Source organism: Janthinobacterium aestuarii (assembly GCF_051380835.1).
Classification (GTDB): Bacteria; Pseudomonadota; Gammaproteobacteria; order Burkholderiales; family Burkholderiaceae_D; genus Janthinobacterium; species Janthinobacterium aestuarii.
This window is the reverse complement of record NZ_JBNYXU010000002.1, coordinates 246,335-258,829: the sequence shown is the minus strand read 5'-3', so window position 1 is coordinate 258,829 and position 12,495 is coordinate 246,335. Positions and strand designations below refer to the sequence as shown.

Sequence of the window (12,495 nt, the reverse complement as noted above, 5' to 3'; positions counted from 1 at the left end):
GACCTCGGGGCCGTAGCTTGGATTAGCGCAGCGTAATCCAACACAAGCGTGCCCAATGCTTATGCCGACAAGGCATTGATCAACCGGCGTATCGCCGGTATCAACTCCCCCGCCGTCAGGCCAATGGGGCCGCTGCCTGCGGCCACCAGCGCATCGGCCGCCGCGCCATGCAGCCACACGGCGCCTATCGCCGCCTCCCATTCCGGCCAGCCTTGCGCCAGCAGGCTGCCGCACAGGCCGGACAATACGTCGCCCGTGCCGGCCGTCGCCAGCGCGGGGCCGCCCGTGTTGTTGACGACGACCTGGCCGTCGGGCGCGGCGATCACCGTGCCCGAACCTTTCAATACGACGATGACGCCCAGCTGCGTGGCCAGCTGGCGCGCCGCACCCAGGCGGTCGGCCTGCACCTCGGCCGCCGTCAGGTCGAGCAAACGCGCCGCTTCCAGCGGATGCGGCGTCAATATCGTCGCCCCCGCGCCTGTGCGCACGGCCAGCGCCGATTGCAGTTCCGGCTCGGCCGCCATCAGGTTCAGCGCGTCCGCGTCCAGCAGCAGCGGGCTGTCGCTGTCAATGGCACGCTGCAGCAGTTCCACCGTGCCGGCCTTGTCGCCGAGGCCGGGACCGGCCACCAGCGCGGCGAAGTGCAGGCCCGAGAAATCCACGTCCCTGGCGTGCCGGCACATCAACTCCGGCTGGCCGCTGTCGAAGGCGGGCGGTGCGTCGGGAAAGGCGACGTACACTCGTCCCGCGCCCGCATGCAGGGCCGTGCGGGCCGCCAGGATGGGTGCGCCGGCCATGCCTTGCGCGCCGCCGATGATGGCCACGCTGCCGTAGCTGCCCTTGTGCGTGTTCTGCCGGCGCGGCTGCAGCTGGCGCGCAAACAGGTGCAAGCCGCCCAGCTGGGCCCTGGCGGGCGGCAGCAGGGAAGGGGGGATGGCCAGCGCCGCCACTTCCACGTCCCCCGCATGGTCGCGGCCATTTGCCGTGTGCAGGCCCGGCTTGTCGCCGATGAAGGTGAGCGTATGCGTGGCGCGGATGGCGACGCCGTCGATGGCGCCCGTGTCCGCGTGCAGGCCGCTGGGCACGTCGAGGGCCAGCACGGGGCAATCGAGATTGTTGACCAGCTGCGCCATGTCGCGGTATTCGCCGTCCAGGGGGCGCGACGCGCCGATGCCGAACAGGCCATCGATGACGAGGTGCCATGGCGCCGCGCCCACGGCGGCCGACGCCATCGACGTTGCCGCATCCATGAAGCGCGCGGCGCTGTTGCGCGCGCGGCTCAGCGCCTGTTCGCGCTCGGGCGACGTGGCTTGCGCTTCGGGCGCCAGCCAGACGAGTACCTCGGTGCCGCTGCCGGCCAGGTGCGCGGCCGCTTCCAGCGCGTCGCCGCCGTTGTCGCCGGGGCCGGCCAGCACCAGGACGCGCCGGTGGCCCGCGTCTTCGCCATCGTCCTGGGCATGCAGCAGCTTCAGGGCGGCACTGGCGGCAGCCTGGCCCGCGCGCTGCATCAGCAGCCCTTGCGGCAGGTCGCGCATGGCCGCCTGTTCGATGGCGCGCAGTTCGGCGATGGAATACAAGGGGGCGGCAGAGTCGATCAGGTTCATGGAGCGTGTTCCGTTAGTCAGCATATCTTCAACATAAGGCCGAAGCGGGCGAAAGGCAAGCCGCGCACGCCTGCGGTGCGCCGTAATTGTGCGGCTACAATAGCCATCTCACATAAGTACGGGGGCAAGGCGATGGACTGGCAATTCTGGATCGACCGGGGCGGCACCTTTACGGACATCGTGGCGCGCCGCCCTGACGGCAGCCTGGCCACGCATAAACTGCTGTCGGAGAACCCGGGCCAGTACCGCGACGCGGCGCTGGCAGGCATGCGCCAGATGATGGACCTCGCACCTGGTGCGCCGCTGCCCGTCGAACTGGTGGGCGCCATCAAGATGGGCACGACGGTGGCGACCAATGCGCTGCTCGAACGCAAGGGCGAACCGACCGTGCTGGCCATCACGCGCGGTTTTCGCGACGCCTTGCGCATCGCCTACCAGAACCGCCCGCAGCTGTTCGCGCGCCAGATCATTCTGCCCGAACTGCTGTATGGCGACGTGATCGAGATCGATGAAAGAGTGGGTGCCCATGGCGACGTCGTGACCCCGCTCGACGAGACTGCCGCGCGCACGGCGCTGGAACAGGCTTATGGACGCGGCGTGCGCGCCATCGCGGTCGTGCTGATGCACGGCTACCGCCATCACGCGCACGAGGCGCGGGTGGCGCAGCTGGCGCGCGAGGCCGGTTTTACGCAGGTGTCCGTGTCGCACGAAGTGAGCCCCATGATGAAACTGGTGGCGCGCGGCGACACGACGGTGGTCGACGCCTATCTGTCGCCGATTTTGCGCCGCTACGTTGACCAGCTGGCGGCCGAACTGCCCGGCGTGCACCTGCAATTCATGCAGTCGAACGGTGGCTTGGCGGATGCGCGCGCCTTCCAGGGCAAGGACAGCATTCTGTCCGGCCCCGCCGGCGGCATCGTCGGCATGGTGCGCGCCAGCGCGCTGGCCGGTTTCGATAAAGTCATCGGCTTCGACATGGGTGGCACGTCCACCGACGTGTCGCATTACGCGGGCGAGTTCGAACGCGTGTTCGAGACGCAGATCGCCGGCGTGCGCATGCGCGCGCCCATGATGAGCATCCACACGGTGGCCGCGGGCGGTGGCTCCATCCTGCATTTCGACGGCGCCCGCTACAAGGTGGGGCCGGACAGCGCGGGTGCCAATCCCGGCCCCGCCAGCTACCGGCGCGGCGGCCCGCTGGCCGTCACCGACTGCAACGTCATGCTGGGCAAGCTGCAGCCCGCGTTCTTTCCCCGCGTCTTCGGCCCCGACGCCAATGAAGCGCTGGATGCGGCCACGGTGCGCGCCCAGTTCGAAGCGCTGGCGCGCACGGTGAACTCGACGCCGGAGCAGGTGGCCGAAGGCTATGTCGCCATCGCGGTCGGCAACATGGCCAACGCCATCAAGCAGATATCCGTGCAGCGCGGCCACGACGTCACCGAGTACACCCTGACCAGCTTTGGCGGCGCGGGCGGCCAGCATGCCTGCCTGGTGGCCGATGCGCTGGGCATGCGCACGGTGTTCATCCACAGCCTGGCGGGCGTGATGTCGGCCTACGGCATGGGCCTGGCCGACCAGAGCGCCATGCGCGAGCGCGCCATCGAAGCGGCCCTGGGCAAGGACCTGGCCGGCGATTTCGCGCAACTGGGCGAACAGGCGCGTGGCGACTTGCTGCGCCAGGGCGTGGAAGGGAAGCGCATCGCCCTGGTGTCGCGCGTGCACCTGCGCTACGAAGGCACGGATTCGGCCCTCGTCGTGCTGTTCGATACGGCCGCCAGCATGCAGGCGCAGTTCGAAACGGCGTACAAAAAACGCTTTTCCTTTCTGATGCCGGCGCGGGCCTTGATCGTCGAAGCGATCTCCGTGGAAGCCATCGGCGCATCCGATGCGCCGCAAGTGGCCACGCCGGCCCATGCGGCGCGCGCGGGTGGGCTGGCGCCCCTGCAGGCGGTGGACATGTACTGCGCCGGTGCTTGGCGGCCAAGCGGCCTGTATGCGGCGGACAGCTTGCGTCCAGGTGATACTATCGATGGCCCGGCCATCGTCAGCGATGCCAATGCCACCACGGTCATCGAACCGGGCTGGCGCGCGGAAGTGACGGCGCACGGCCATCTGGTCTTGCGCAGGGTCGTCGCCTTGCCTGAACGCCGCGCCATCGGGACCAATGCCGACCCCGTGATGCTGGAAATTTTCAATAACCTGTTCATGTCGATCGCCGAGCAGATGGGGCTGCGCCTGCAAAATACGGCCCATTCCGTCAACATCAAGGAGCGGCTCGATTTCAGCTGCGCCATCTTCGACGCGCAAGGCCATTTGATCGCCAACGCGCCGCACATGCCCGTGCACCTGGGTTCCATGGGCGAGAGCATCCGCACGGTCATGACGCGCAACGCGGGCGCCATGCGGCCGGGCGACGTCTACATGCTGAATGACCCGTACCACGGCGGCACGCATCTGCCCGACGTGACGGTGATCTCGCCCGTGTTCGACGAAGCGGGCGGTGCCATCCTGTTCTATGTGGGCTCGCGCGGCCACCATGCCGATATCGGCGGCACCACGCCAGGCTCCATGCCGCCCGACTCCACGCGCATCGAGGAAGAGGGCGTGTTGATCGACAATTTCAAGCTGGTCGACGGCGCCACGGGTTTGCTGCGCGAGGCGGAAACGCTGGCCCTGCTGGCGGGCGCCAGCTGGCCGGCCCGCAATCCCCGGCAAAACCTGGCCGACCTGCGCGCCCAGGTGGCGGCCAACCAGAAGGGGGCCGAAGAACTGCACAAGATGGTTGCGCATTTCGGTTTGCCGGTCGTGCAAGCCTACATGGGCCACGTGCAGGACAATGCCGAGGAAGCCGTGCGCAGGGTCATCACGACCTTGAAGGACGGCAGCTACGCGCTGGACCTCGACAATGGCGCACAGATCAAAGTGGCGATCAGGGTCGACGCAGCTGCACGCAGCGCCGTCATCGACTTTACGGGTACGTCTGGCCAGCTGGCGAACAATTTCAATGCGCCGTCCGCCGTCTGCATGGCGGCCGTGCTGTACGTGTTCCGCACCCTCGTCGACGACGATATACCGCTGAACGCGGGTTGCCTGAAGCCGCTCACGGTGATCATTCCGCCCGGCTCCATGCTCAACCCGCAGTACCCTGCCTCTGTTGTGTCGGGCAACGTGGAAACCTCGACCTGCATCACCAACGCCCTGTATGGCGCGCTGGGGGCGATGGCCGCGTCGCAAGGGACGATGAACAATTTCACGTTCGGCAGCGCCAAATACCAGTATTACGAAACGATATCGGGTGGCTCGGGCGCCGGTCCCGGTTTTGACGGCACGGACGTGGTGCAGACGAACATGACCAATTCGCGCCTGACGGACCCGGAAATCCTCGAGTGGCGTTTTCCCGTGCGGCTGGACAGCTACAGCATTCGCGCAGGTTCGGGCGGGGCGGGGCGCTGGCACGGCGGCAATGGCGGCGTGCGCCGGGTGCGCTTTTTGGAACCGATGACGGCGGCGATCTTGTCGAACAACCGTCTCCATCCGCCTTTCGGCATGGCTGGCGGTGCGCCTGGCGCGCTGGGGCGCAATTACGTGGAGCGGGTTGACGGCACGGTGGAGCACTTGCCCCATATCGGCAAGACGGACATGTGCGCCGGCGACGTGTTCGTGATCGAGACGCCGGGTGGCGGCGCTTACGGCAAGACGGAATAGGCCGTGCCGCCATTGGCACCGCTGAGCTGCGCACGTACCTGGCCCACGTCGCGCATGGGCGCGCGGCCGAACTGGCGGCTGTATTCGCGGCTGAACTGCGATTCGCTGGCGTAGCCGACCCGGTAGCCGGCCGTGCCCGCGTCGATCTGCTCGACCAGCATCAATCGCCGCGCTTCCTGCAGCCGCAGCAGTTTCTGGTACTGCATCGGCGTCATGGCCGTAATCGCCTTGAAGTGGTGATGCAGCGACGACATGCTCATGTTCGCCATGCCGGCCAGGTGTTCGATGCGCAGCGGCTCGCAATAATTGTGCTTGATCCAGTCGATGGCTTGCCCCACCTGATGCGACTGGCTGCTGGCCAGCGCCATGTGGCGCAGGCGCGCGCCGACGGGGCCATTGAGCAGGCGGTAGGTCAGCTCGCGGCGGATCAAGGGCGCCAAGGTGGCGATTTCCCCCGGTTTGTCGAGCAGGCGCACGAGGCGCAGCATGGCGTCGAGCAGCTCGGCCGACACGTCGCTGACGGAAATGCCGCGCGTGGCGGGCAGGATTTTCTGCTGCGCCGCGCTGTCGCTGTCGCTGCCGCTTTCGCTGTCGAGCAGCGCGGCCACGTCGGCGATGTCGATGCCCAGCACCACGCACAGGTGCGGCTTGTCCACGCTCGCTTCTACCACGCGCACCTGCACCGGGAGGTCGACGGACGTCAGCAGATACTGCATGCGGCTGTAGTGGAAGGTTTCCGTGCCCAGAGTGACGTCTTTCGCACCCTGCGCGATGATGGCCACGCTGGGGCGCGCCGCATGGAACAGCGATTCCGTGACCGAGGACTGGCGGTGGAAGGTGAGGTTGCCGATGGCCGTCGTGTAGTCGCCCGTGCGCGGCGCGTGGCGGCTGATCAGGGTGGCGATTTCATCTTGCGGAGTAAGTGGCGTGGACATGGCGTTCAGTATGCGTGAGGCGAAGAAGGGCAGGGCTGATCTTACGCAGATTTGGAGGATCGTGCAAAGGTCTTGCAGGATCGCGGTAACGGCGGCCGGGCATCTCGGGCACACTTGTGCAATCGCATGCATGGCACGCGTCACCCCTCGCCACACACATCTAGATACAGGAGTTTTCATGACCACCATCGCCAAAGGCTACGCCGCACTGGGCCCGACTTCCGCACTGCAACCGTTCACGTTCGAGCGCCGCGCCCCGCGCGAAGACGACGTGGCCATCTCGATCAAATACTGTGGCGTGTGCCATTCCGACATCCACCAGGCGCGCGACGAATGGGGCGGCGCCGCCTTCCCGATGGTGCCCGGCCATGAAATCGCCGGCGTCGTCACGGCCGTCGGCGCCAACGTCAGCAAGTTCAAGGTGGGCGACCACGTGGGCGTGGGCTGCTTCGTCGACTCGTGCACCACTTGCAAGACGCGCAACGTGGACCTGGAACAGTACATGCCAGGCCTGATCCAGACCTACAACGGCGTCGAAGCGGACGGCAAGACGGCCACGCAGGGCGGCTACTCGGACAGCATCGTCGTCAAGGAAGGCTATGTGCTGTCGATTCCCGACAACCTGCCGCTGGACGCCGCGGCGCCGCTGCTGTGCGCCGGCATCACCCTGTATTCGCCGCTGAACCACTGGAAAGCCGGCCCTGGCAAGCAGGTCGCCATCCTAGGCATGGGTGGCCTGGGCCACATGGGCGTGAAAATCGCCCACGCCATGGGCGCCGAAGTGACGGTGCTGAGCCAGACCCTGTCGAAGCGCGAAGACGGCCTGCGCCTGGGCGCCGACCATTACTACGCCACCAACGACGCGGAAACGTTCAGCAAACTGGCCGGCACGTTTGATTTGATCATCTGCACCGTGGGCGCGGCGATCGACTGGAACCAGTACATCAACCTGCTGAAAGTCGACGGCAACATGGTCATCGTCGGCATCCCCGACGGTGCCGTGCCGCCCGTGAGCGCCTTCGGCCTGGTGGGTGCGCGCCGCAGCCTGTCCGGCTCCATGATCGGCTCGATCAAGGAAACCCAGGAAATGCTGGATTTTTGCGGCAAGCACAATATTGTGTCGGACATCGAGATCATCCGCATCCAGGATATCAATGAGGCGTTCGAGCGGGTAGTGAAGAGCGATGTGCGCTATCGCTTTGTGATTGACATGTCATCGCTGTAACACCCGGCGCACCTGTGTTTGTTGGATTACGCGCCTTGCGCTAATCCAACCTACGCATTAAACCCGGCCAAGTCCGGTAGGTCGGATTAGCGCGCCAGCGCGTAATCCGACACCCCCGCCAACTCCCCATCCCCGCCAAAAATCAAGCTCCCGCGTCAATTTTTCTTTCCTTGGATCAAAAATCGGCATAAAATGAAACCGTACAGTACAGTTTCACTACGTAGATTTGAAAAAACCAGCCATCCCCGGCGTATTTGCCTGGGCAGGGGAGGCGTCATGGATAAAAAATGGACACTTCAGTAAATAAAGGAGCGCCGGCGATCCCGGCGGTCTTCAGGGGCAAGCGGCTTGCCTTGACGGTTTTCGGCATTTTTCTCGGATTTTCCGGCCTGGCCCTGGCCGCCGGCGGCATCGAACTTATTACCTTCGGCGGTTCCTGGTACTACCTGCTGGCCGGTCTCGGCCTGCTCCTCGCCGGCGTGCTGTATCTGCGCCGCAAACCGCTGGCGAGCGGCATCGTCGCCGCGCTGGTCATCGCCACCCTGGTCTGGGCCGTGTGGGAAATCGGCTTCGCCTTCTGGCCCATGGTGCCGCGCCTGGCGCCGTTCCTCGTCATCGGCCTGGTGGCCGCCTTGCTGCATCCGTGGCTGGCGGGGCGCAAGCACACTGGCCAGTCGCGCAGTTTCGCGGCCCTGGTTGCCGTCGTGCTGGTGGCCGGTTTCGCCGCCATGTTCAAGCCGCACGGCGTGCTGGACGCCACCGTGCAGCCGCAGCAGGATGCGGTCGCGGCGGTGAACGGCGGCAGCGCCAACTGGGCGCATTACGGCTATGGCCCGAAGGGCACGCGCTTCGCGCCGTACACGCAGATCGACAAACAGAATATCGACAAGCTGCAAGTGGCGTGGACCTACCGCTCGGGCGAACTGGCCGAAGGCGCGTCCGAATCGCAAAACACGCCGCTGCAGATCGGCGACACCATCTATACGTGCACGCCGACGAGCAAGGTCATCGCGCTCGATGCGGACACGGGCAAGGAGCGCTGGACCTTCGACCCGAAGCCGGCCAACATCAAAACGTGGAACCGCTGCCGCGGCGTCGGCTATTACGAGCCGGCGAAGGTGACGAATCCGTTCCGTTTTGACGGCATGCAGGCGGCCAGCGCGCCGGTGGCGGGCGCGTGCGCCAAGCGCATCGTGCAAGTGACCATGGATGCGCGCCTGATCCAGATCGACGCGCAGACGGGCAAGCAGTGCGAAGGCTTCGGCGACAAGGGTTCCGTCGACCTGACCGTCGGCCTGGGCAAGGTCAAGATGAACGTGCCGTACTACGCCTACACATCCGCGCCCACGGTGGCGCGCAACCTGATCATCCTCGGCGGCTGGGTGTTCGATGGCCGCTCCACCGATGAACCGTCGGGCGTCGTGCGCGCCTACAGCGCCGACACGGGGGAACTGGTGTGGGCCTGGGACCTGGGCAATCCGGCCATTACCAAGCTGCCGCCGGAAGGGCAGACCTATACGCGCAGCACGCCGAACATGTGGTCGGCGCCCGCGTTCGACGATGCACTGGGCCTGGTCTACCTGCCGACGGGGAACGAGCAGCCGGACTTCTGGGGCGGCAAGCGTCCGCCGCTGACGGAAAAGTACGCGTCGGCCATCGTTGCCCTCGACATGGCCACGGGCCGCGAGCGCTGGACGTATCAAACCGTCCACCACGATATCTGGGATTACGACGTGGCCGCGCAGCCGGCGCTGTACGACGTCCCGGACGGCAAGGGCGGCAAAATCCCCGCGCTGGTGCAGCTGACCAAGCGTGGCCAGATCTTCATGCTGGACCGCCGCACGGGCAAACCGATTGCGGAAGTCGTGGAAAAACCCGTGCCGCAAGAGCACGCGGTCGGCGACTGGGTGGCAAAGACGCAGCCATACTCCACCGGCATGCCGGCCCTCGGCGCGGAAACGCTCACGGAGCGCGACATGTGGGGCGCCACCTTCTTCGACCAGCTGGCCTGCCGCATCAGCTTCCGCAAGCTCAATTACCAGGGCGAGTTCACGGCGCCAAGCACGAAAGAAACGCTGATCTACCCGGGCTACTATGGCGGCTTCAACTGGGGCGGCGCGGCCGTCGATGAAAGCAAAGGCTATATGTTCGTCAACGATATCCGCATGCCGCAGGTAGTCAGGCTGGTGCCGCGCGAAACGGTGGACGTGGCCAAGCTGACGTCGGGCCACGGCGTGGGCAGCACCTATCCGATGGATGGCACGCCGTTCGTCATCGACCACAAGGCCTTCAACTCGCCGCTGGGCATACCGTGCCAAAGCCCGCCGTGGGGCGTGTTTGCCGCCATCGACCTCAAGACGAAGAAAAAAGTGTGGGAGCGTCCGGCCGGCACGGTGCAGGATGCGGTGGTCAATGGCGTCAAGGCGAGGCTGCCGATCCCGCTGGGCATGCCGACCCTGGGCGGCGGCATGAGCACGGCGTCCGGCCTCGTGTTTTATGCGGGCACGCAGGATTATTATTTGCGCGCCATGGATATCGCCACCGGCCATGAAGTGTGGAAGGCGCGCATGCCCGTCGGCTCGCAAGGCACGCCGATGACCTATGTGTCGCCCAAGTCGGGCCGCCAGTACGTCGTGGTGGTCGCGGGCGGCGCCCGCCAGAGCCCGGACCGTGGGGATTACGTGATAGCATACGCGCTTCCCAAGACACAGTAAGAGTTTGCTTCATGCCCCAGTTGCGCACCGTTCCAGCTTCCCCGAGTACCCGAAGCGAGGAGCGGCGGCGCAAGCTGCTGGCGGCGGCATCGAGACTCTTTCTCGACTCCGGCTACGACGGCGTCAGCATGGACGCCATCGTGGCCGAGGCGGGCGGCTCGAAAGCCACCGCCTACCGCTACTTCGGCAGCAAGCAGGAACTGCTGGTGGCCGTGGTCGAATACCTGTGCGCCGACTTCATCATCGCGCTGCGCCAGCTCGATACCTCGCAAGCGGGCCTGGAACAGGGCTTGCAGCTGATCCTCGATGAACTGGTGGCCGTCGTCACCAGCCCCCGCCACGTGGATTTCTACCGCCTCGTCGTCACGGGCGCCGCCGCCGTGCCAGCCGTGGGCCAGACCTGGTACGAGCACGGCCCGCAAGTGTGGCACGCGCTCATCCTGCGCCTGCTGGAACAGCAGCGCACCCAGGGCCGCATCGCGCCCGATACCTCATTTTCCAACCTACCGCAAATCCTGTTCGACGCCGTCTTCTCGCACCTGACCACGCGCACCGTCATGCTGGGGCAGGGCGGTAATGCGGCCACGTTCCGGCCGCTGATTGCGGAGTTGATTGAGCTGGTGGTGGCGCGGGTGGAGCGTGGGGCGGACTAGCGGGGCCGTAATCCTACTGTGCTGAAAGGTGAGCAGCTGAAGCCATCGGGCAACATTGCTTTAGCCATAGCATCAGTCCTGCCAGGAACACGTTCGCCATCTTATCCCTGGCCGTCGTGTTCGTCTGCTTTCGCCCCAAACCGGACATTCACGCACCAGCTAACAGATCGTATTACGGCAGTGACTATAGCTCCGACCGCGTCTCATTCTTCACTATAACGATCGGCCACATGCAAAGAGTGGAATGAGACGAGGTCGCCGCATCTGGCCGCTTCATGATACGGGGCGTTGTCGATCCTGCCGATATAACCCCCGTTTTGCTCATCGACTGCGGTAATTTCTACCCACAATCTTTCACACTGGCCATCATATCGATCAGAGTCTTCATGAGCGAATCGAAAAACGATTTTCACGTGTGATGCAATGTCAAGATTTTCCCGCATTTCGGCAGGTGGCGGCTTTATGTCCGTCAAATACTCAGAAAGCCAAACGGCATCTTCCAAGTAATAGCCATTCTCTGCAAATGAGGGAAACGGATTGTCCTTAAATCGATCCCAATTTCGCGTGCGTTCGTTCCACTCCGCTCGCCATCCGTATGGCAAGTCATGCAAGACTGTAAGCAAGTCGTTATATTTGATTATCTCTGCTAGACAGGCTATTTGGAATGAACTCACCGTTGTTACATCGGATGCTCCATGAAATTGCCAGTCCCCATCGTAATCATGGTACACATGCTTGACCGGCGAACCGTTTAATACATCCGTAGTCGTGTAGCATGCAGTATTGGGAGCGTCACGAAATTTCCAGGCAGTTGTCATCTTATCTTCGGATTACGTCGATTTGGTAATTTTTTTGGGTAATGCAAAACTTACGGCTGCTTCTGGCCGGTTGCCGACGTTCATGTGAGACAGCTTCCGCCCCACAGCCGACCTTTCTTAACCAATGCTAGCTTGGAAAATGCGATCGCTGGAAGCGAGAAATGCGTTTGGATCCTTGACGAATCTGGATGCAGACGATGCTTTCAGGGCTTCTGTCACTTGTTCCACTATGGGAGCGATAACCCGCCCCCCTTCGCACAGTACTATGTAGTACCCACAGTCATCAGCAATAGCAACGATGCTTTCGAGCAGCCTGATGTTCAGATTTGAACAATCCAGACGAACGTCAACGGAATCGTCCCAAACCTGTATATCGTCTGTTTTAGTATTGCCATACATAGTCGCCTCAGCGCTCCAAGAATCAGCTACGGGCAAAACACTCTTCGCGAGGGCATGTATGGGAGATTTGTCTACGCCTTCCCAATAATTGGGCCAAACCATTTCATCATCGAAACTTGCGTCTGGCACAACAGCAGCAAACTGAAGCAGGAAATCAGGCACTTTGCCATGTACTTCGACAATCCTTCCTGCGGGAATCAAGGTGAACTTGAATTGCCATACAGCCATTGAAATTCTCCAGTATTCAAAAAAGCTCGACCGTTCTGTCCCCGAACGCTTTGTCGAACGACCGCTTCTGGCCGAAGGCCGCCGTAATCCCCACTGCAATTATTTGCATCGTAGCCATTAGTCCCAAATTTGAGAAGCGAGGTCACGATAATCGGTTATCGGCCCGGCAGTCTCGCTGTCGAACCATCTACAAAATTCTTCGTGAACTATAAGT

At 63.8% G+C, this 12,495-nt stretch carries 8 protein-coding genes; 4 read left to right on the top strand and 4 right to left on the bottom strand.

Going from position 1 to position 12,495, the window contains the following annotated elements; all coding sequences use genetic code 11:
* Window positions 1–59 precede the first annotated feature (59 nt).
* Window positions 60–1,604, bottom strand: a complete 1,545-nt coding sequence (locus ACQ4WO_RS07345; RefSeq protein WP_436480848.1) for an NAD(P)H-hydrate dehydratase — start codon at window positions 1,602–1,604, stop codon at window positions 60–62.
* Between the two features lie 132 nt (window positions 1,605–1,736).
* Between ACQ4WO_RS07345 and ACQ4WO_RS07340 the strand changes: the two genes are divergently transcribed.
* Complete coding sequence (locus ACQ4WO_RS07340) at window positions 1,737–5,309, top strand: hydantoinase B/oxoprolinase family protein (protein WP_436480847.1); 3,573 nt, start codon at window positions 1,737–1,739, stop codon at window positions 5,307–5,309.
* Here the strand turns inward: ACQ4WO_RS07340 and ACQ4WO_RS07335 are convergent.
* Window positions 5,291–6,244 (bottom strand): AraC family transcriptional regulator, encoded by a 954-nt coding sequence (locus ACQ4WO_RS07335; RefSeq protein WP_436480846.1) that lies wholly within the window; start codon window positions 6,242–6,244, stop codon window positions 5,291–5,293. The two genes, ACQ4WO_RS07340 and ACQ4WO_RS07335, sit on opposite strands and share 19 nt — an antisense overlap.
* Window positions 6,245–6,422: 178 nt before the next feature.
* On the opposite strand from ACQ4WO_RS07335, the gene ACQ4WO_RS07330 reads away from it, so the two are divergent.
* The 3 genes from ACQ4WO_RS07330 (at window position 6,423) to ACQ4WO_RS07320 (ending at window position 10,836) form a co-directional block, all read left to right on the top strand.
* Window positions 6,423–7,469 (top strand): NAD(P)-dependent alcohol dehydrogenase, encoded by a 1,047-nt coding sequence (locus ACQ4WO_RS07330; RefSeq protein ID WP_436480845.1) that lies wholly within the window; start codon window positions 6,423–6,425, stop codon window positions 7,467–7,469.
* A 287-nt stretch (window positions 7,470–7,756) separates the two neighbouring features.
* Window positions 7,757–10,183 carry a membrane-bound PQQ-dependent dehydrogenase, glucose/quinate/shikimate family gene (locus tag ACQ4WO_RS07325; RefSeq protein WP_436480844.1) on the top strand — a complete coding sequence of 809 codons (2,427 nt, stop codon included), beginning with the start codon at window positions 7,757–7,759 and terminating at the stop codon, window positions 10,181–10,183.
* A gap of 11 nt (window positions 10,184–10,194) precedes the next feature.
* Complete coding sequence (locus tag ACQ4WO_RS07320; RefSeq protein ID WP_436480843.1) at window positions 10,195–10,836, top strand: TetR/AcrR family transcriptional regulator; 642 nt, start codon at window positions 10,195–10,197, stop codon at window positions 10,834–10,836.
* A 203-nt stretch (window positions 10,837–11,039) separates the two neighbouring features.
* Here the strand turns inward: ACQ4WO_RS07320 and ACQ4WO_RS07315 are convergent, their stop codons facing one another.
* Both ACQ4WO_RS07315 and ACQ4WO_RS07310 read right to left on the bottom strand, forming a co-directional pair.
* Entirely contained in the window at window positions 11,040–11,654 is a 615-nt protein-coding gene (locus ACQ4WO_RS07315; protein ID WP_436480842.1) for a hypothetical protein, read from the bottom strand.
* A 117-nt stretch (window positions 11,655–11,771) separates the two neighbouring features.
* Complete coding sequence (locus ACQ4WO_RS07310) at window positions 11,772–12,281, bottom strand: hypothetical protein (RefSeq protein WP_436480841.1); 510 nt, start codon at window positions 12,279–12,281, stop codon at window positions 11,772–11,774.
* Between the last annotated feature and the right edge of the window lie 214 nt (window positions 12,282–12,495).